A 19,147-nucleotide genomic window follows, 5' to 3' on the forward strand; every position below is an offset into this window, starting at 1 on the left:
TCTGACAGAGAGCAGGAAGTTCGTTCGGAAATTGCTGAATATAGAGCGCGAATCCTTCAGACTCCACACTCACGCGGTTTTGTGAAGTGTATAGTATGGGCTCCACGTTACGGCCGCGTCGAGGCAGTCAAACGTTAACTGATTCAGACCTGACGTGCCTGTATGGTCCCCGTCCCTCGACTCGCTGTTTCCCCCTTCAAGCACCTCGATCGGCTCCCACGTGGCGGAGATCGTGACGTTGGTGCGGGATACGTGATGGCGATTACGGCAGTCGGGGTCACGACTTTCTACTATCTCGTTGTCGGGGTTGGGATCCTACTGATCGGGGTAGGTTCGGGTGGTGCTCCGTTCGTTACCAACGCTGTAGTAGGACGCCTGTTTGTAGTTGGACTCCTGTCGGGTGCGATCAGTCTCTCCGCTGTCGTTGCCCCACTGTTGTTCGTCACCGGGATCGCGGCGTGGCGACTCGTCCCTCCGTCACAGCGCTATGGGGGTGCGATCGGCGGTCTGCTGGCGATGGCGCTGGCCTATCTCGTCGCCGGCACAGTTGTAGTTGGCCTCGCCCCGGTTTACACCGTAGCCACCGGCAGCTCCCTCCTCGACACCGTCATCGGTGGTATTGGTATCATCGTCGTTGCGTTCCTCGCTTCGTCGTGGATCGCGTTGCCGGCCAGCGTCCTTACTGGAACGCTATACGAGCGCTCGCTTGATGAGTGAGTCGGGGATCTTTCCGATGACCGTCTGGTAACTTTCTGAAACCGTTGACCCGAGACGGCTGTCCGGTGAGCGATGACTTTCGGTTGAGCTCACCACTTCTGTCTCTTATGTATCCATCCTCTGTCTCTCGTGCCTCACTACTAACAGAAATCGAGGAGTTGCTGATTACAGTGCGCGTAGCTCTCCTCAGACCCCACCCAAAAACATTAATTTCTACCAACTTCACCGGGGGAACGATGTCGGGACAAGAGTTGGAGGACTTCCTCATCCTCCGAGAGCTGGGTGAGCCGATAAGTACGGAAGAACTCGAAGCGGCGGGCGAACAGTCGGGCGAGGCTCTCAAGGAGCTCCGGGAGGAAGGCGTCGGAATTCGCTGGGTAGAGTCCGAGGTCCTAACGAACGACGCGGGTCAGGTGACCGGGACGTTCTGTCACTACCAAGCCGAAAGCGAGGACGCCGTTCGCGAACACGCCGATCGCGCCGGTCTCCCCGCGACACGGATCGACCGCCGCGGGCAGCCGCTCGACGGCGAGTGATGGAGGAAGTCGGGAGGTGAGCGAATTATAAGGACGGCGGCTCGCGGTCGCCGCTCACGTAGTTCGTCGGTCCGGGAGCAGGTCTCGAGGAGACGCGAAACGACGGCGAGAAGCGGGATTCCGACGAGAAACGGAACGTGGACGGTCGTTCCCTCTCGGACTCCCGGACTACGCGATGACGTACTGGTTCCAGAGGCCGGCGACGAGGAACCACAGGGCGTAGTAGGAGGCGAACACCAAGACGAACAGCGACGCGGCGATCGAGCTCTTCGGCGCCTCGATCGGCATGTCGTTGCGGGCCTCGACGTTGCGCGCCTCCAGCTCGAAGAGGTCGGCGATCAGCATCGTGATCACGAGCACCGAGAGGATCACGCCGCTCACGGGTGCGTCGAGCACGAAGAGGAAGCTCAACAGCACGAGCCCGATATTCGTGAACGCGTGTGGCGTGTACGGTTCGACGCTGTCACCGTCGGTTCCCTGTTCGACGTGTCGCCGGTGCGCGATGTGACGCGTCGCGAGGTTCGCCACCGCCATCGTCAGTATCGCGTACGGCAGCACCGGTCCGACCGCGGACAGCCAGCCGAGGGGAACGAGGAACTGCAGTGGATCCATATCGACACATCCGGTCACGAGTTATTAGAGTGTTTCCGATCGTCGCGCTCGGCGCGCGCCCTCGAACGTCACGAGCGCGACCCGGTCGGTCGCCTCGATCGCGACGGGTCGGTGCGGCTCGACCGTGCCGCGCTCCCGACCGTCGACCACGAGCGTGACCGATTCCGTCTCGCGCTCGACCGAGAGCGAGAGGCGGTCCGCGGCGACCCACGCGTCCGTCCGGGTGCTGAACGGGGCGATCGGCGAGACGGAGAGCCCGCCGCCCGGCTCCACGACCGGACCGCCGACCGCGTTGGCGTACCCGTCGCTGCCGAACGGGGTCGCGACGGCGACGCCGTCCGCGCGGATCAGCCTGTCGGCGCCGCCGACGAAGTCGATCGCGAACTCGGAGATACGAGCGGGCTCCGCGGTAACTAGGGCGACGTCGAAGGCGGCGCGCCGCGTCTCCCCGTTTCCGGCGTCGACCGCGAGGACCGGGTGCGCGACGCGCCGGACGCCGTCAACCGGACGGTCGCCGTCGCCGGACTCACCGCGGAGCGCCGCGTCGAGCAGCGTCCGGAGGCGCCGCTCCGCGACATCGGTGTCGACCGCGAGCCGCCGCGACCCGACCGGGATCACCGGCGCGTCCGGCGCGTCGACGATCGCGTCGCGGATGGCCTCGTCGCCGACCGCGACGACGGCGTCCGCGTCGGACCGCTCGGCGGAGCGATGCGGGAGCCCCGTGAGAGCGTGCCGGAGCGCCGCCGCCGCCCGATCGCCGCCGACGACCGCGACGCGTCGTTCCGACGGTTCCATACGCGGGAGGTGTGGCCGGGGCGGGTGAAAACCTCCCGGTTCGCGACGGGGGGCGTCCCTAGAACGGCCAGTCGCCCGTGATCTTCATGCCGGTCGCCTTCCCCTCGCGTTCGAGCGCCGCCGCGAGCTCGTCGCGGTCCTGCCGCGCCGCCGTCACCGACTCGTCCGCGAGCTCGGCGACGAGCTCGGTCAGCAGGATCGCCTGCTCTCGGAGGTTCCGGGACTCCAGCTTGTCGAGCGTGTCGGCGCCGGTGTGCCCCCAGCCGCGGCCCCGCCCCTCCGTCTCGCCCGAGACCATGTACCCCGGGATCCCGCGCTCGACGAACGGCCAGTGGTCGCTGTGGGGGACCAGCTCCGCGCCGAGCGAGATCGGGTGGTCGAAGCGGTCGCTCACGCGCTCCGCGGCGGCCTCCAGCGCGTCGAAGCCGTGGTGATCGAGCTTCAGGGTACGGCCGAACACGTTGCTGTCGACGTTGACGACGGCCGCGACGCGCTCGGGGTCGACCGCCTCCGCGTACAGCGAGGATCCGACGAGCCCGACCTCCTCGGCGCCGAAGGCGACGAACCGGACTCGCCGGTCGAGCTCGTCCTCGCGCGCGGCGAGCGCGTTCGCGACCTCGACGATCGTCGCCGTGCCGGCGCCGTTGTCCATCGCACCCTGCGAGATGTCGTGGGCGTCGACGTGCGAGGAGACGACGAGGTACTCGTCCGTATCGGGGCCGAGTTCGGCGACCGCGTTCCCGCTCGTCGCGTCCGGCGTCTCGCAGTCGACGGCGACGGTCAGCTCGTCGCCCTCGTGCCGGCGGGCGAGCCGCGCGCCGGCCTCCTTCGAGACGCCTACGGCCGGGATCTCGCCCACGGGCGCGTCTGCCGTGCCGACGCTGCCGGTCGGGGGGAGCGTCCCCTCGACGTGGTTCGCGAAGACGAAGGCCGCGGCGCCGGCCTCGACGGCGTGGTAGTACTTCTCTCGGCGGTGGACGAACCGGTCGACGGAGTCGGGCGTGTCCGAGGAGACCATCACGACCGTCCCGTCGAGGTCGGCCTCGAAGTCCTCGGGGACGCCGTAGCCGAGGTCGACGAACTCGCCGGTCGCCTCGCCGCTGGGACTCCGGGGGAGCGCGATGCAGGCGTTCATCCCGGCGGCGACCGGCTCGTCGCCGGCGCGGACCGCGCTGTCGCCGCGCTCCCAGCCCTGAATGTCGAACTCCTCGATCCGGGCGTCCCGCGCGCCGGCGTCGGCGAAGGCGTCGCGCGTCAGTTCCAGTCCCGCGCGCTCGCCGTCGGTGCCCGCCATGCGGCTGCCGACGTCGACGAGCGCTTCGAGGTGGCTCCAGCCGGCATCGCTCGTGAAGGTGTCGCCGATCCAGTCGGTCATGCGTGTCGGTGCGGCGGCGGCGAGTCAAGCGTTTCGGTGGCGGCGGCCGGTGCCGGAGCTTATAAACCCGGCACGAGCGGGAGCAGCGCCGTCGCGGCCTCGGCGGCGGCGAACGTCGAGTCGTACAGGTGATTTAAGAGGAGGTAGGTGACGACGCCGAGCACGAGCGAGAGGATCCACGCGCTCGCGGCGATCCGCCCGACGCGGCGGTGGGGCGTCTCGGTCCGCAGCTCGTGCTCCGTGTGCGTCAGCCCGAGGACGATGGCGTAGAGGACGACGGGGACGGAGACGACGGAGAGGATGATGTGAATCGCGAGCATGATCAGGTACGCCGGGTACACCCAGTCCCACAGCGGGACCCACGCGTACGCGGAGTCGAGGACGAACTCCTTCGTGCCGCCGCCGGCGACCTTCGGGAGGTACATGCCGAGGAACACGAGGATGAGGGCGAACGAGGTGGTCATCGCCGCCGCGTGCTTTTTCACCTCGTCGTTGCGGATCCAGTACCAGCCGAGCGAGAGCGTGACGACGGTGACGGTGTTGACGGCGGCGATGCCGTGCGCGAGCAGGTCGACGGTGCCGCGGGAGAGCGTCGGGAACAGCGCCTGGAACTCGGGGACTAAGAAGACGCCGCCGACGGCTCCGTAGCCGACGATCGTGAGGAGCACGGTGATCGCGCCGGCCCGCTCTTTCGCCCGGTCGCGAACGCTGGCGGTGGACATACAGGGGGTTGTCTCGGGACGGTTATTTCGCTTTCGAGGACGAGACGCGTCGCCGCCCGACGCGGCCGGGGACCCGTCGGCGCCGAGGAGCGGTTCAGCGCTCGATGACGCCGGTCGCCGTCGCGACCTCGATCGCGGCCTCCTCGTTGATCCCGCCCTGGAGGATCGTGTAGCGGTCGCGGATCTCGTGGGCGGTCGTCAGCGCGGCGAGCAGCTCCTCGTCGTCGACGCCGAGCTCGGCCGCGGTCGTGGGGGCATCGAGCTCGGCGAGCGCGTCGCGGATCGCGCTCCATCGTCCGTTCTCGCCGCTGTGGAGGTACTCCGTCATGATCGAGGCGACGCCGACCTGGTGGCCGTGGAGCGCCTTCCCGGGGGCGATCCGGTCGAGCTGGTGGGAGATGAGGTGTTCCGCGCCGGAGGCGGGCCGCGAGGACCCCGCGATCGACATCGCGACGCCGGAGGAGACGAGCGCCTTCACGACGACCCACGAGGACTCCTCTAGGCCGGGCCGGATCATGTCGGCGTTCTCGACGAGCAGCTCCGCGGTCATCTCCGAGAGCGCGCCCGCGTACTCGCTGTACTCGACGTTCCGGAGCCGACGGGCGAGCCGCCAGTCCTTCACGGCGGTGTAGTTGGAGATGATGTCGGCACAGCCCGCGGTGGTGAGCCGCCACGGGGCGTTCGCGAGGAGCGTCGTGTCCGCGACGACCGCCAGCGGCGGGTCGGCGGCGACCGAGTGCCGCGTGTCGCCCTCGGGGATCGAGGAGCGCCCGGAGACGATCCCGTCGTGGGAGGCGACCGTGGGGACGGAGACGAAGCCGACGTTGAGGTGGTCGGCGGCCATCTTCGCGATGTCGATCGGCTTCCCGCCGCCGAGGGCGATCAGGTAGCCGGGATCGATCTCCTCGGCGGTCTCGGTGAGCTTCTCGACGGCGTCGAAGGAGGCGTCCTCGACGACGGCGGTCGCGGGGTCGTCGAACTGCGCGCGCACCCGGTCGCCGGCGATCTCGTTCGGCGTCGGGCTCGTGACGATGAGCGGCCGCCCCGTGAGGTACAGCTCGCCGACCGCCGCGCCGAGGTCGTCGATCACCTCGTGACCGACGAGCACGTTGCGCGGGAGCTTGATCCACGTGGACTTGTCGAACATACGGGTTGGTCTCGCTCGCGGGGCAAAGCCGTTGCCCATATCGGCCGCGGGTCGAGGGGGCGTGACGCCGACGACCGCCGACCGTACTGTTCTCCGCGGTCGTCGACGCGACGCTCTCGCGGTCGCCTACGCGATGACCGCCGAGAGCGTGGTCGCGGCGTCGTATAAGAAGAAGACGCCGAACCCGGCGAGCACGACCGCCGAGGCCACCGCGACGACCGGCGCGAACGTCTCGGTCCGGTTCTCGGCGGCGACGAGCCCCGCGGGGAACCCGACGATCCACGTCAACACGCCGAGGAAGAAGCCGCCGATCAGCGCGGGGGAACCGGTGGAGACCACGAGCGTCCCGGCGAGGTCGGTACCGACGACCGGGAGGCGGGCCAGCACGTCGAGCTCGCCGGGACGCAGCAGGCCGACGCCGACCGTGAGCCAGAACAGCACTTGGTACGGGTTCGTCAGCGCGAGCACCAGCGCCTTGCGGAACCCCTTCCCCGCCTCGATCGACGGCTCGTCGCCCGAGGTCGGCCGGAACGACGCGCGGGCGCCGCGGGCCGCCCCGACGGCGAAGTATAACATGAGGACGCCGCCGGCGGCAACCATGCCGGCGCGGAGGAGCGGGAGCGCGTCGACGACGGCGACGACGCCGAGGTACGCGAGCACGAAGAAGATCACGTCGGCGGTCGCCGCGCCGAGCCCCGCGCGGAAGCCGGCGAACCGGCCGCGCAGCACCGACTCCTCTGCGATGACCGCGTTCATCGGACCGGGCGGGGCCGCGAGCGCGAGGCCGAAGACGACCCCCGCACCGAGCGTCACGAGGAGGTTCACACCGCTCCGAACGGTCGGTTTCGTGAAAAAGTCCGCGAAGGAGGGGTGGGCGTCAGGGCCGGAAACCCGACACCGATGAGCGAAGGTGGGGAGCGATGCGGCCGGCGGCGCGTCCCGGACGCGTCAGTCCGCGTCCTCGACGCGGATCGACCGGGCCACCGGCGCCGGCAGGCTCTGCTCGCCGGTCGGCGTCGCCACGGTGACCATCCCGAAGGGGGCGACGTCGACGACTTCGAGCTCGGTGCCGGGGGTGATCCCGGCGTCGGCGAGGTAGTCGAGCTCCGCCTCGTCGCGGTCGGACACCCGCGCGACGACCACGCGGTCGCCCTCGGCGCGGTCGGAGAGCCGCAGGCCGCTCCCCTCGTCGACGGGCTCGAGGTCGGCCCCGGGGATTGGGTCGCCGTGGGGGTCGACGGCGGGGTCGCCCAGCGCCTCCGCGACGCGGCGCTCGAACTCCTCGGAGATGTGATGCTCTAAAGCGTCGGCCTCGTCGTGGACCTCGCTCCAGTCGTAGTTGAGCCGGTCGGCGAGGAACGCCTCCAGCAGCCGGTGATGACGGACGACCTCCAAGGCGACGGCCTCGCCTTCCGCCGTGAGCTCCGCGCCCTGGTACGGCTCGCGCTCGACGAGGCCGCGGCCCTCCAGCTTCCCTAGCATGTCCGTGACCGACGGGGAGGTCTTGTCGAGGTACTCCGCGATCGCGGACGTCGAGACCGGGGGGCCCTGCTCCGACTGGAGGACGTAGATCGCCTTCAGGTAGTCCTCCATGACGTCGCTCAGCATTTATAAGCGATCGCGGCCGCTGTCGGAAATACCTACCGGGAAACGCCGGCTGCCGGGCCCGCGAGCGCGAGGCCGAAGCGACCCGTTCGACCGTCGCTCGTCTTCCGGCCACCGCTCACTCGTCCTGTAGCTCCGCCCGCTCACTCGTCCTGTAGCTCCGCCTCCCGCAGCGCCTCGTTGAGGTCTTCCCGGACCCGCTCGCCCGTCTCGCGGTCCATCGCGGTAGTGACGATCCGGTTCTCCTGCACGCTGGAGCCGTCGCGGAGGAGCAGTCGGACGTTCCCGTTGGTCCCCGCGCGCGTCGCCTTCGCGCGGAGCCCGGTCCGCGATCCGGTGCCGCCGGCGTCGATGGGGCCCGGGACGATCTTCTTGACGTGGGGGTGTTGCGCGACCGTGCTCACCGCCTTCCGCCCCTTGCGGTCGCCGATCAGCGTCGAGTGGGAGCCGCCGATCTTCTCGCGCGGCGGGGTCTCGACCACCTCCAGCGCGCGGTCGCCGCGCCGGTCGAGGACCCACGAGACGACCGGGCTCGCGCGCTCGCCGTCGTCGTCGGACTCCTCGTCGACGCTCGCGTCGGGCACCCGGTAGAACTCGTGGTGGACCTGCGCGCGGGTCTCGCGGAGCGGCTCCCGCTCGCCGGCGGCGTAGACGGTGTCGGGTCGCTTGCGGCGGATCTCGTCGGCGACCCGGCCGGCGAAGTTGCGGAGTTGGATCTCGGTGAGCTGCTCGTCGTGCTCCGGGCGGGTCGTCACCGTCGTCTCGCCGACGACCTCGTCCTCGTCGAGCATCGTCAGGCGGGCGCGGTCCTCGGCGAACTCGGCGACGACGGCGTCGGCGTTGGCGGTGTTACAGGTGAGACAGTAGTCCCCGGGCTTGCGGAGCGGGGTGCCACACCGCCGACAGTTCATACCGGACGGAGGCGCGTGGCGGGTAAAAGCGCGTCCGTTCTCCCGCCTCGAAGCGCCCGTCCGTTCGCCCGCCTCGAAGCGCCCGTCCGGTTCGCGGCAGCAACCCATATTAGTAGGGGCCGGCCAGAGTGGGTATGGAAACCGACCGATCCGCGTCGGACGCCCCGGACGAAGATTCTGGGGGCGAGACCGAGGGGGACGACCCGACCGGCTCGATCGACCCCGGTCCGGCGGTCCCGGACGGGGACGCTATCGAAGACCGGTTGGCGCGGCTGTTTCAGAGCGGCCGGACGAACGCCATCGTCGCGTGGTCGATGGTGGCGGTGCTCGTCGGCGCCTTCGTCGAGAGTCTGCTCGGGGGCGACTTCCTCTCGATAGTCCTCGTGGCCGCCATCACCGCCGTCGTGGTCGCGCCGGCGGTCACGGCAGGCGACCCGCTGGTGATTCCCCCGTGGGAGGTCCTCGGACTCGCGCTGTTGCCGATACTCGTGCGCACGCTTCTCGGGGGCGAGCTGGGGACGTTCGCGACGTACCTCGCGATCGCCGCGTTCGCGCTGATCGTCACGGTCGAGCTCCAGATGTTCACCACGCTGCGGGTCACCCACTGGTTCGCAATCGTGTTCGTCGTGCTGGCGACGATGGCGACGGCGGCCGCGTGGACGGTGCTCCGGTGGAACGCCGACCGACTGCTCGGCACGGGGTTCCTGACGACCAACGAGGCGCTGATGATCGAGTGGATGTACGTGACGCTGGCCGGGATCGCCGCCGGCGTCACCTTCGACGCCTACTTCCGTCGCCGCGGGACGCGGCTGCGTCGCGCCATCCGATGGGTGGTGCGCCGATGACCGTCCGCGGGGCCCTCCGGGTCCGCCCGTCGCTCCGGACCCAGCGCCGGCTGACGAGGGGGATGCAGGTCCTCCTCGCCGCCATCGTGGTGTACGGCGCGGTCTTCGGCCAGCCGAAGGCGATCACCAACGGCGGCCTCGGTCTCTTCGTTACCTTCGTGCCGGCGATTTTGGAACGCAACTACGACATGCCGCTGGACCCGTGGCTCGGGGTGTGGATCACGAGCGCGGTGTTCCTCCACACGCTGGGATCGGCGTGGTTCTACGCACAGATCCCGTGGTGGGACCACCTCACCCACGCGCTCTCGGCGTCGCTGATCGCCGGTGCCGGGTACACGACGCTGCGAGCCGTCGACCTCCACAGCGACGAGATCTCCATCCCCTCGCGGTTCGCGTTCGTCTTCATCCTCGTGGTGGTCCTCGCGTTCGGCGTCGTCTGGGAGCTGTTCGAGTTCGCGCTCGACATCGTCGCCGACGAGACGGGGATTTCGATGCCGCTGGCTCAGTTCGGGCTCGACGACACCGTGCTCGACCTGATGTATAACTCCGTGGGGGCGCTGATCGTGGCGACGTTCGGACAGGCGCACCTCACGGGTGTCGCGGAGCGGGCTCGGGAGGCGCTGTACGGCGCGATAGACGACCGGTCCTAGCGCAGACACGCCGCCACGACCCGCAGCGCCGCCTCGCCGCGGACCTCGTTCGCGAGCAGCGGCACGCGCTTCACGTCGCGGCCGCGGAACAGGTCCGTGGCCCGCCGGAGCGCTGCCTGCTGGACCTCCCAGCGCCGCGCGCAGAACTCGCAGGTGTCCGGGTTCGGCTCGACGATCCACGCGGGGTCGACGTCGGCAACGTCCCCGACGCCCTCCATCACTCGATTGACGACCAGCGTGTTCACCGGGATGCCGAACTCGTCGAGGCGGGCGACCAGGCGCTCGGACTCGACGACGCTCATCTCCTCGGGGATCGTCACGACGCGGAAGTCGGTCTGTGCCGGGTCCCGGAGGACGCTTCGGAGGCGCTCGATCCGCTCCTGCAGTTCGTCGAGGTCCGCGGTAGGGTCGGCGTCGTCGCCCCCGCCGCCGAACATCCCCTTAAGCCCGTCCATCATCCCGGAGAAGCGGTTCCGGAGCTTCATCACGCGGCCGATCATCGAGTCCATGATCTCGGGGAGCTGGAGGAGTCGGAGGGTGTGCCCGGTGGGCGCGGTGTCGACGATCACCCGGTCGAAGCGCGGGTCGTCGAGGTACTCGAGGAGCTGGCGCATCGCGGCCGCCTCGTCGGCGCCGGGCATCGTCCCGCCGAGCAGCGAGCCGAGCCCCTCCTCGGCCCCCCCGTCGTCGGGGGCGCCCATCCCGCCCATCCCGCCCATCGCGTCGCCCATCCCGCCCATCGCGTCGCCCATCTCGCCCATCCCGCCGAGCGGGTCGCCGTCGGCGCCGAACATCCCCTCCTCCATCGCGTCGTCGGGGTCGATCTCGGCGGCGTACAGCGGCATGTCCTCGCGGATGCGGCTCGGCTCCGCCGGAATCTCCGTCTCGTAGGTGTCGGAGAGCGAGTGCGCGGGGTCCGTGGAGACGACGAGCGTGCGGACGCCGCCCGCGGCCGAGGAGAGCCCGGTCGCGGCCGCCATCGTGGTCTTCCCGACCCCGCCCTTCCCGCCGTAGAGGACGTACTCGGGGGCGTCGATTCCCTCCGGGAGGTCCGTGGCGGCGTCCGTCTCGGCCGGCAGGTCGGCGTCGGGGTCGTCGGTCTCGTGACCGCCGGCTCCGTGCTCGCCGTCGTCCGCGGCCTCGTCGTCGCTCTCGGGCTCCTCGACGCGATCCACGGGTTCGACGTCGATGTCGTCCATACGGGGTCGTGCGTGCGGCGCGTTTGTGTACCCGTCGGTATTACGAAGACGACCGGTGGGGGTCAGGTCGTGGAAAATAGACAATCAGAGTGACCGTCGCTATCTGGGCGAATGACGCCAAAGCCCCAGCCGTTCACTTATAAATGGCCGACCGCGGATCGGCGGTGAACACCTCCAAAGCCCCAGCCGCGACGACTCGCGTGGCTCGCTGCGCGCTTCAGTCGCTCGCGTTGCTCGCTCCTTGCAGTGCTTGCGTCGCCAAGCGTCGTCCTCGCGGCTGCCCCTTTGAGTCCCACCCGCCCCGCACGGCAACGCACCTCACGCCTCCCCAGCCTCGTCGCTCACTTTGTTCGCGACTCCCTCGCGCGTGCTGCTCGGCCGCGAAGCGGCCTCGCAGGCACGCGCCACCGCACCGCCGTTCGTTTATAAACAATCGCCGCTTCCGTCTAGCGTCATTTTTATATCGCGTCTACTCGCCCGCGCCCTCGCGCTCCACGGCCATCCCGAGGTCAGCCATCGCGTCGAAGAAGTCGGGGAAGGAGACGTCGACGTGCTCGCCGCCGCGGATCGTCGTGGTGCCCTCGGCGGCGAGCGCAGCCACGGCGAGCGACATCACGATCCGGTGGTCGGCGCGGCCGTCGACGGTCGCCCCCCGCAGGTCACTCTCGGAGCCGTGGATCGTCAGGACGTCCGGCTCCTCGGTCGTCTCGGCGCCCATCGCTTCCAGCTCCTCGGCCATCGCGGCGACGCGGTCCGTCTCCTTGTACCGGACGTGCTCGCAGTTGGTGATGCGGGTGTCGCCGTCGGCGACCGCCCCCAGCGCGGCGATGGTGGGGAGCAGGTCGGGCGTGTCGCCCACGTCGACCTCGACGCCGGAGAGGTCGGAGCGCCGGACGGCGATGACGCCCCCGCGGCGGTCCCACTCGACGTCGGCACCCATGCGCTCCGCGATGTCGACGATCGCGGCGTCGCCCTGCGCGCTCGGGCGGGCGCCCTCGATCCGGACCGCCTCGCCCGGCTCCGCGGCGACCGCCCCGGCCGCGACGAGGTACGAGATGGAGGAGAAGTCGCCGGGGACGGCGTAGCTCCCGCCGGCGGGCGCGTACGACTGGCCGCCCTCGACGACGAACCCCGCCGCGCCCGCGGCGCCGTCGAGCGCCTCGCCGTCGTCGCCCACGGGCGTCGCCTCGACCCCGAAGTCGTCGAGCAGCTCGAGCGTGATGTCGACGTACGGCGCCGACTTGAGCTCGGTCGTCAGGTCGACCTCGATCCCCCGATCGGTGACCGCGCCGGCCATCAGCAGCGCGGTGACGTACTGCGAGGAGACGTCGCCCGGAATGGCGACCTCGCCGCCCGCGAGGGGGCCGGAGACGACCAGCGGCGCCTGCCCGTTGCCGCGAGTCGACTCCGCGCGGACGCCGAGGTCGGCGAGGGCCGTCAGAAGCGGTCCCTGCGGGCGCGACCGGAGCGACCCGTCGCCCGTCAGCACCGTCGCGCCGTCTGCGAGCGCGGCCGCGGCCGTGACCAGCCGCATCGTCGTGCCGGAGTTCGCGCAGTCGATCACGTCGTCGGGGACCGCCGGGCGGCCGTCGAAGCCGTCGACGGCGAGCGCCTCGGCGTCGTCGGGGACGAGCGGGTCGGCATCGGCGCCATCGCTCTCGGACTGAGGGTCCGGCTCGACCGAACCGCCGAAGGCGGTCACGGCGCGGGCGGTCGCCCGCGTGTCCGCGGAGACGAGCGGGGACCGCACGGTCGCGCCGTCGCTGTACCCCGCGGCGAGCAGCGCGCGGTGCGTGTAGCTCTTCGAGGGGGGCGCGCGCGTCGCGCCCCGCACGGTCGAGTTGGTGACGTGGACGTCCATACCCCTTCTGCCGACCGCGGCGACAAGTCGGTACCGGACGCGGCACGATTGGGCGGGCGTAACTGTCGCGGACGCGCGGTCGATCGGTCCCGCGATAGCGCCCCGGCGCACCCTTTATACCACCGGGAGCGTTACCGTCGCGTATGCCCCAGTGTGAGATGTGTGGCGCCGACGAGGCCTCGCTGACGACGACGAAGGTCGAAGGCGCCGAACTGGAGCTGTGTAGCTCGTGTACGGACTTCGGCACCGAGGTCCGCGACGAGTCCACCGGCTCCGGCGGCGGCAAGTACTCCACGAGCTCGAGCACCGGGAAGTCGTCTTCCTCCGCGTCCGGTTCCTCGGGCGGGTCGTCCGGCTCGTCGGGCAGTTCGACGCGACCGCGCGACATGTTCGACGACATGGACGAGATCGCCACCGACTACGACGACCAGATCCGGAACGCCCGCGAGTCCCGCGGGCTCAGCCAGGAGGAGCTGGCCGACCAGCTGAACGAGAAAGCGAGCCTCATCCGCAAGCTCGAACGCGGCGACACGCTCCCGACCGACGAGGTCCAGCGGAAGCTGGAGCGCGCGCTCGACATCTCCCTCGTCGAGGGCGAGTCCGTCGAGGACGCCGACTGGGACAGCGGCGACTCGGGAACGATGACGCTCGGCGACGTGGTCAAGCGGAAGGACTGAGCGCGCACGCGGCTGCTGCTCTCCTCACCTCACTCCCGGTCTTCTCCGGTGTCGTCGGTCGGCTCGATCTCGCCGTTCCCCGTCCCGTACTGCTCCGTCAGGTAGTCGATGATGTAGTCGACGGTCTCGGGGTCGTAGCTCCAGAAGCCGAAGAACTCGCCGGGCGCGCGCTCCTCGGCGAGCAGCGCGCACTTCGCGTCGTCGTAGCCGCCGCCGTCGTACGCGACGAACCAGGTCTCGCGGATTTCGGCGGTCTCCCCGACGTGGACGGTGTAGTGCTCCACGTCCGGCGGGTCGCCCTCGTTCGCGGCGTACGCGTGGACGCTGAGCCGGTCCTTCTCGCCCAGCAGGTCGTACGTGTCCGTCTCCCCGGTGAGGACGTCGAGGGTCTGGAAGCCGGCGTGGAGCTCACCGTCGCCGACGCGCCACGCGCGGTCCTCGATCTCCCGGGACGCGGCGACCATGTCGGCGTGGGAGTAGGAGGTGAACATCGTCTCGTCGAGGTGGTCGAGGATCGGCTCGCCGACCTGCCCCCGGGCGCCCGCGCCGACCTCCTCCGGCGTCCCCTCCTCGAGCGGCCCGTCGTCGGCCGCTCCGGTCTCGTCGCCGACGCCGGGGAGGAGCTCGTCGACGGTGACGGCCGTGACGAACTCCCCGTCGCGCGAGAGGACGGCGTACCCCTCGGGCCCCGCGTCGGTCCGTTCCTCGGCGATCCGGACGTTGCGGTCGGCGAAGTGCTCGCGGAGCTCCTCCGTGACCGCCGAGTCCGCGTTGAAGACGGTCAGCGTGGGCTCGCGGGCCTCCACGCCGGCGATGAGCTCGATGAGGGACATGCTCGTTCCGACCCACAGTACCGGGGTATAAGGTCGTTTATGCTCCCGCGAAGGGATCTCGGCCGAAATCGGCGGGGGAGCGTCGCCGGAGCATGAAGCTATTTGCGCCCGCGGCCCCCGAGTGCGGGTATGTTCATCCTGGTGAACCTCAAGGCGTACCCGTGCGATCCGATCGAAGTCGCGACCGCCGCCCGCGACGTGGCCGAGGCGTCCGGCGCCCGCATCGCGGTCTCCCCGCAGGCGGCCGACCTCGCGCGCGTCGCGGACACCGGCGTCGAGACGTGGGCACAGCACGTCTCGCCGAACGAGCACGGCTCTCACACCGGGTCGACGCTCGCGGAGGCCGTCGCCGCCAACGGCGCCGAGGGGACGCTCATCAACCACTCCGAGAACCGCCTGAAGCTCGCCGACGTCGACGGCTCCGTCCGCGCCGCCGAGCGCGCCGACCTGGAGACGATCGTCTGCGCGAACAACCCCGCGCAGGTCGGGGCGGCCGCCGCGCTCGGTCCCGACGCGGTCGCCGTCGAGCCGCCGGAGCTCATCGGCGGCGACGTCTCCGTCTCGACGGCCGACCCCGGGATCGTCGAGGACGCGGTCGCGGCCGCGGAGGCGGTCGACCCCGCGGTCGACGTGTTCTGCGGCGCCGGCGTCTCGACCGGCGAGGACGTGGCCGCCGCGGGCGATCTGGGCGCGTCCGGGATCCTGCTCGCCTCCGGCGTGGCGAAGGCCGACGACCCGCGGGCGGCGCTGGAAGACCTCGTCTCCGGGCTCTGAGCCCGGCGAGCGCCGTCCGAGCCGCGCGGTCGGCCTCCCGCCGTCGACCGACGCGCGCTCCTGCGCTTGCGGATCTGTATAAAGACACCGATGCGACCGGTTCACACGATTGCCGAAACCGCACGACGTGGGAGGGATCGACTGTCCGTCGAGATCGCGCCGTCTAGTAACCTTTAACCGACACAAGCCGCTAACTTTGGGCAAGATGGCGAGCAACAAGATTCTCGGTATCGACCTCGGTACCACCAACTCCGCGTTCGCGGTGATGGAGGGCGACGAGCCCGAGATCATCGCGAACGCGGAGGGCGACCGGACGACGCCCTCGGTCGTCGCCTTCGCCGACGACGACGAGCGGCTCGTCGGGAAGCCGGCGAAGAACCAGGCCGTCCAGAACCCCGACCGCACGATCCAGTCGATCAAGCGGCACATGGGCGAGGACGACTACGCGGTCGAGATCGGGGACGACGAGTACACGCCCGAGCAGGTCTCGGCGATGATCCTCCAGAAGATCAAGCGCGACGCCGAGGAGTACCTCGGCGACGACGTCGAGAAGGCCGTGATCACGGTCCCCGCGTACTTCAACGACAAGCAGCGGCAGGCGACGAAGGACGCCGGCGAGATCGCCGGCTTCGACGTCGAGCGCATCGTCAACGAGCCGACCGCCGCCTCCATGGCGTACGGCCTCGACGACGAGTCCGACCAGACCGTCCTCGTCTACGACCTCGGGGGCGGCACGTTCGACGTATCGGTCCTCGACCTGGGCGGCGGCGTCTACGAGGTCGTCGCCACGAACGGCGACAACGACCTCGGCGGCGACGACTGGGACGAGGCGCTCATCGACCACATCGCCGACGAGTTCCAGAACGACCACGGGATCGACCTCCGCGAGGACCGGCAGGCGCTCCAGCGGCTGAAAGACGCCGCCGAGGAGGCGAAGATCGAGCTGTCGAACAAGAAGGAGACGACGGTCAACCTCCCCTTCATCACCGCGACCGACAGCGGCCCGGTCCACCTCGAGCAGTCGATCACCCGCGCGACGTTCGAGAACCTCACCTCGGACCTCATCGAGCGCACCGTCGGGCCGACGGAGCAGGCGCTCTCCGACGCCGGCTACGACAAGGGCGACATCGACGAGGTCATCCTCGTCGGCGGGTCGACCCGGATGCCGCAGGTCCAGGAGCAGGTCGAGGAGCTCATCGGGCAGGAGCCGAAGAAGAACGTCAACCCCGACGAGGCGGTCGCGCTCGGCGCGGCGATCCAGGGCGGCGTGCTCTCCGGCGACGTCGACGACATCGTCCTGCTTGACGTCACCCCGCTCTCGCTCGGGATCGAGGTGAAGGGCGGCCTCTTCGAGCGGCTCATCGAGAAGAACACCACCATCCCGACCGAGGAGTCGAAGGTGTTCACCACCGCCGCCGACAACCAGACTTCGGTGAACGTGCGCGTCTTCCAGGGCGAACGCGAGATCGCCGAGGAGAACGAGCTGCTCGGCGCGTTCCAGCTCTCCGGCATCCCGCCGGCGCCCGCGGGCACCCCGCAGATCGAGGTCTCCTTCAACATCGACGAGAACGGCATCGTCAACGTCGAGGCCGAAGACCAGGGGTCGGGCAACGCCGAGTCGATCACCATCGAGGGCGGCGTCGGCCTCTCCGACGAGGAGATCGAGGAGATGCAGGAGGAGGCCGAGAAGCACGCCGAGGAGGACGAGGCCCGCCGCGAGCGGATCGAGGCCCGCAACGAGGCCGAGACGACGATCCAGCGCGCCGAGACCCTCCTCGAGGAGAACGAGGAGGAGCTCGACGACGACGAGCTCGTCGCCGACATCGAGGCGGCCATCGAGGACGTCGAGGAAGTCCTCGAAGACGAGGACGCCGACACCGACGAGATCGAGTCCGTCACCGAGGCGCTCACGGAGGAGCTCCAGGAGATCGGCAAGCAAATGTACGAGGGACAGCAGGCCGCGCAGGCCGGTCCGGGCGGCGCCGGCGGCGCGGCCGGCCCCGGCGGCATGGGCGGCGCAGCCGGCCCCGGCGGTGCGGCCGGTCCGGGCGGTGCAGCCGGTCCGGGCGGCGCGGGCCCCGACGGAGACGACGAGGAGTACGTCGACGCCGACTTCGAGGACGTTGACGAGAACGACGACGAGTAGTCGTTCTCGTCAGCCAACCGGGACTGCGACGCAGTTCTGGTGACATGGACGACGAAGACGAAGCGTAGCTTTCCGCGTCGGCCTCGATTCGCCCCGTCTCGGGCCTCCGCCCGCGGACGGACCCCTTAACACGACCCAGCCACGAACGACTCAACAACGAACGTAACGCATGAGCGAGAACTTTTACGACGTCCTCGGTGTGTCGCGGGACGCCAGCGAGGAGGAGATCAAGAAGGCGTACCGCAAGAAGGCCGCCAAACACCATCCCGACGTCAGCGACGACGACGACGCCGAGGAGCGGTTCAAGAAGATCCAGAAGGCTAAGGAGGTGCTCACCGACGAACAGAAGCGCCAGCAGTACGACCAGCTCGGCCACGACCGCTTCACCGAGGCCGACAAGCGCGGCGCGACGGGCGGCGGCGGTCCCGGCGGCGCCGGCGGGCCCTTCGGCGGGGCCGGCGGCGCCGGCGGCGCCGGCGGCTTCGAGGACATCTTCAACCAGTTCTTTGGCGGGGGCGGCGGCGGCCGCGGCGGTGGCGGCGGCAACCGCCCCCGTCAGGGGCGTGATCTCCGGACGGGCCTCACGATCGACCTCGAGGAGGCGTTCGAGGGCGCGACCAAGGAGGTCACGCTCACCCGCCCGACGACCTGCGACACCTGCGACGGCGCGGGGCACCCCCCGGACGCCGACGTGCAGACCTGTTCTCAGTGTAACGGGCGAGGACAGGTCCAGCAGGTCCAGCAGACGCCGCTCGGCCGCGTCCAGCAGACGTCGACGTGCCCGCGGTGTGAGGGCGAGGGCGAGCTGTACAGCGAGGACTGCCCCGACTGCGGCGGCGACGGCGTCGTCCGCGAGGAGGCGACGCTCTCCGTGGAGATCCCGGCCGGGATCCGCTCCGGACAGAGCCTCCGGATGGAGCGCGAGGGCGCCCCCGGCGAGAACGGCGGCCCCAACGGCGACCTGCTGATCGAGGTCGACGTCGACGTCGGCGACCGCTACGAGCGCGACGGCGACGATCTCCGCGTCAGCGAGGCCATCTCCTTCCCGCAGGCCGTCTTCGGCGACACGATCGAGGTCGAGACGGTCGACGGCAGCGTGGAGATGGATATCCCCGCCGGCACGCAGAGCGGCGAGACGTTCCGGCTCGAAGGGAAGGGGATGCCCCGGCTGCGGCGGCGCGGCCGCGGCGACCTCTTCGTGCAGGTCGGCGTCGTGATCCCGGACTCGCTCAACGAGGAGCAGCGCGAGGCGCTGGAGGCGTTCGCCGAGGCCGGCGGCGAGGACATCGACGTCGGCGGCGGCTTCTTCGAGCGGTTGAAGAGCTCCTTCTAGCGCCCCCGGCTTCCCCGACCCGTAGCTTTTCCGGCGCGCGTCGCGTATCGGAGCGCATGGGCTACGACACCACCGCCTACGACGACGTCGAACCGCGCGCGCCGGGGATGTACTTCCTCCGCGACGCGCTCGACTGCGAGAAGCTCGGCGTGACCGTCGTGGAGGCCGACGACGGCTGGGAGGGCATGGAACACGACCACGCCGACGCCGGCCACGAGGAGGTGTACGTGCTGCTCCACGGCGCGGCGACGCTGACCGTCGACGGCGAGGCCGTCGAGCTCGCCCCCGGCGACGCGGTCCGGGTCGACGGCGACGCCACGCGCGACCTCTCCTTCGCCGCCGACGGCTCGAAGATGGTCATCGCCGGCGCTCCCTGACGCCGGTTCGATGATAGTCATCGCCGGCGCGC

The 19,147-nt window shown here is 70.1% G+C and carries 20 protein-coding genes; 9 read left to right on the top strand and 11 right to left on the bottom strand.

Annotated features, from left to right (window positions below; translation table 11 throughout):
* The first annotated feature begins 162 nt into the window (after nt 1–162).
* Both Hrr1229_RS03360 and Hrr1229_RS03365 read left to right on the top strand, forming a co-directional pair.
* On the top strand, nt 163–717 hold the full coding sequence (locus Hrr1229_RS03360) for a hypothetical protein (protein WP_123114199.1): 555 nt from the start codon (nt 163–165) through the stop codon (nt 715–717).
* 236 nt (nt 718–953) lie between these two features.
* Nucleotides 954–1,253, top strand: coding sequence for a DUF4242 domain-containing protein (locus Hrr1229_RS03365; protein ID WP_123114198.1), 300 nt, complete (start codon nt 954–956; stop codon nt 1,251–1,253).
* Between the two features lie 168 nt (nt 1,254–1,421).
* Here the strand turns inward: Hrr1229_RS03365 and Hrr1229_RS03370 are convergent, their stop codons facing one another.
* The 8 genes from Hrr1229_RS03370 to Hrr1229_RS03405 all read right to left on the bottom strand — a co-directional run bounded on the left by Hrr1229_RS03370 (nt 1,422) and on the right by Hrr1229_RS03405 (nt 8,420).
* Nucleotides 1,422–1,865 carry a hypothetical protein gene (locus tag Hrr1229_RS03370; RefSeq protein ID WP_123114197.1) on the bottom strand — a complete coding sequence of 148 codons (444 nt, stop codon included), beginning with the start codon at nt 1,863–1,865 and terminating at the stop codon, nt 1,422–1,424.
* 24 nt (nt 1,866–1,889) lie between these two features.
* The gene (locus tag Hrr1229_RS03375; RefSeq protein WP_123114196.1) at nt 1,890–2,660 is read right to left on the bottom strand and encodes an NAD(+)/NADH kinase; all 771 of its coding nucleotides are present in this window, start codon (nt 2,658–2,660) and stop codon (nt 1,890–1,892) included.
* Between the two features lie 58 nt (nt 2,661–2,718).
* Nucleotides 2,719–4,035, bottom strand: a complete 1,317-nt coding sequence (locus Hrr1229_RS03380) for a M28 family peptidase (protein WP_123114195.1) — start codon at nt 4,033–4,035, stop codon at nt 2,719–2,721.
* Between the two features lie 59 nt (nt 4,036–4,094).
* Nucleotides 4,095–4,757, bottom strand: coding sequence for a DUF420 domain-containing protein (locus Hrr1229_RS03385; RefSeq protein ID WP_123114194.1), 663 nt, complete (start codon nt 4,755–4,757; stop codon nt 4,095–4,097).
* A 94-nt stretch (nt 4,758–4,851) separates the two neighbouring features.
* Nucleotides 4,852–5,904: an NAD(P)-dependent glycerol-1-phosphate dehydrogenase gene (locus tag Hrr1229_RS03390; protein WP_123114193.1), complete on the bottom strand. Its 1,053-nt coding sequence runs from the start codon at nt 5,902–5,904 to the stop codon at nt 4,852–4,854.
* A gap of 126 nt (nt 5,905–6,030) precedes the next feature.
* The gene (locus Hrr1229_RS03395) at nt 6,031–6,729 is read right to left on the bottom strand and encodes a LysE family translocator (protein ID WP_123114192.1); all 699 of its coding nucleotides are present in this window, start codon (nt 6,727–6,729) and stop codon (nt 6,031–6,033) included.
* A 123-nt stretch (nt 6,730–6,852) separates the two neighbouring features.
* Nucleotides 6,853–7,512, bottom strand: a complete 660-nt coding sequence (locus Hrr1229_RS03400; protein ID WP_123114191.1) for a metal-dependent transcriptional regulator — start codon at nt 7,510–7,512, stop codon at nt 6,853–6,855.
* 140 nt (nt 7,513–7,652) lie between these two features.
* The gene (locus Hrr1229_RS03405; RefSeq protein WP_123114190.1) at nt 7,653–8,420 is read right to left on the bottom strand and encodes a DUF2103 domain-containing protein; all 768 of its coding nucleotides are present in this window, start codon (nt 8,418–8,420) and stop codon (nt 7,653–7,655) included.
* A 134-nt stretch (nt 8,421–8,554) separates the two neighbouring features.
* On the opposite strand from Hrr1229_RS03405, the gene Hrr1229_RS03410 reads away from it, so the two are divergent.
* Both Hrr1229_RS03410 and Hrr1229_RS03415 read left to right on the top strand, forming a co-directional pair.
* Nucleotides 8,555–9,265 (top strand): hypothetical protein, encoded by a 711-nt coding sequence (locus tag Hrr1229_RS03410; RefSeq protein ID WP_176329336.1) that lies wholly within the window; start codon nt 8,555–8,557, stop codon nt 9,263–9,265.
* Nucleotides 9,262–9,915, top strand: coding sequence for a hypothetical protein (locus Hrr1229_RS03415; RefSeq protein WP_123114189.1), 654 nt, complete (start codon nt 9,262–9,264; stop codon nt 9,913–9,915). The genes Hrr1229_RS03410 and Hrr1229_RS03415 overlap by 4 nt, the downstream gene beginning before the upstream one ends.
* On the opposite strand, the gene Hrr1229_RS03420 is transcribed toward Hrr1229_RS03415, so the two are convergent.
* Together Hrr1229_RS03420 and aroA are read right to left on the bottom strand one after the other, a co-directional pair.
* Nucleotides 9,912–11,114: a TRC40/GET3/ArsA family transport-energizing ATPase gene (locus tag Hrr1229_RS03420; protein WP_176329337.1), complete on the bottom strand. Its 1,203-nt coding sequence runs from the start codon at nt 11,112–11,114 to the stop codon at nt 9,912–9,914. The two genes, Hrr1229_RS03415 and Hrr1229_RS03420, sit on opposite strands and share 4 nt — an antisense overlap.
* A gap of 469 nt (nt 11,115–11,583) precedes the next feature.
* Nucleotides 11,584–12,975, bottom strand: a complete 1,392-nt coding sequence (aroA, locus tag Hrr1229_RS03425) for a 3-phosphoshikimate 1-carboxyvinyltransferase (RefSeq protein WP_123114188.1) — start codon at nt 12,973–12,975, stop codon at nt 11,584–11,586.
* 143 nt (nt 12,976–13,118) lie between these two features.
* Between aroA and Hrr1229_RS03430 the strand changes: the two genes are divergently transcribed.
* Nucleotides 13,119–13,652: a multiprotein bridging factor aMBF1 gene (locus tag Hrr1229_RS03430; RefSeq protein ID WP_123114187.1), complete on the top strand. Its 534-nt coding sequence runs from the start codon at nt 13,119–13,121 to the stop codon at nt 13,650–13,652.
* A gap of 29 nt (nt 13,653–13,681) precedes the next feature.
* Here Hrr1229_RS03430 and Hrr1229_RS03435 read toward each other — a convergent pair whose 3' ends face one another.
* Complete coding sequence (locus tag Hrr1229_RS03435) at nt 13,682–14,485, bottom strand: DICT sensory domain-containing protein (protein ID WP_123114186.1); 804 nt, start codon at nt 14,483–14,485, stop codon at nt 13,682–13,684.
* 129 nt (nt 14,486–14,614) lie between these two features.
* On the opposite strand from Hrr1229_RS03435, the gene tpiA reads away from it, so the two are divergent.
* The 4 genes from tpiA to Hrr1229_RS03455 all read left to right on the top strand — a co-directional run bounded on the left by tpiA (nt 14,615) and on the right by Hrr1229_RS03455 (nt 19,115).
* Nucleotides 14,615–15,259 carry a triose-phosphate isomerase gene (gene tpiA, locus Hrr1229_RS03440; protein WP_123114185.1) on the top strand — a complete coding sequence of 215 codons (645 nt, stop codon included), beginning with the start codon at nt 14,615–14,617 and terminating at the stop codon, nt 15,257–15,259.
* A gap of 205 nt (nt 15,260–15,464) precedes the next feature.
* Nucleotides 15,465–17,405, top strand: a complete 1,941-nt coding sequence (gene dnaK, locus Hrr1229_RS03445) for a molecular chaperone DnaK (protein WP_176329344.1) — start codon at nt 15,465–15,467, stop codon at nt 17,403–17,405.
* 169 nt (nt 17,406–17,574) lie between these two features.
* Nucleotides 17,575–18,738 carry a molecular chaperone DnaJ gene (gene dnaJ, locus Hrr1229_RS03450; protein ID WP_123114183.1) on the top strand — a complete coding sequence of 388 codons (1,164 nt, stop codon included), beginning with the start codon at nt 17,575–17,577 and terminating at the stop codon, nt 18,736–18,738.
* Between the two features lie 56 nt (nt 18,739–18,794).
* The gene (locus Hrr1229_RS03455; RefSeq protein ID WP_123114182.1) at nt 18,795–19,115 is read left to right on the top strand and encodes a cupin domain-containing protein; all 321 of its coding nucleotides are present in this window, start codon (nt 18,795–18,797) and stop codon (nt 19,113–19,115) included.
* Nucleotides 19,116–19,147: the final 32 nt, after the last annotated feature.

The organism is Halorubrum sp. CBA1229 (assembly GCF_003721435.2).
GTDB lineage: Archaea > Halobacteriota > Halobacteria > Halobacteriales > Haloferacaceae > Halorubrum.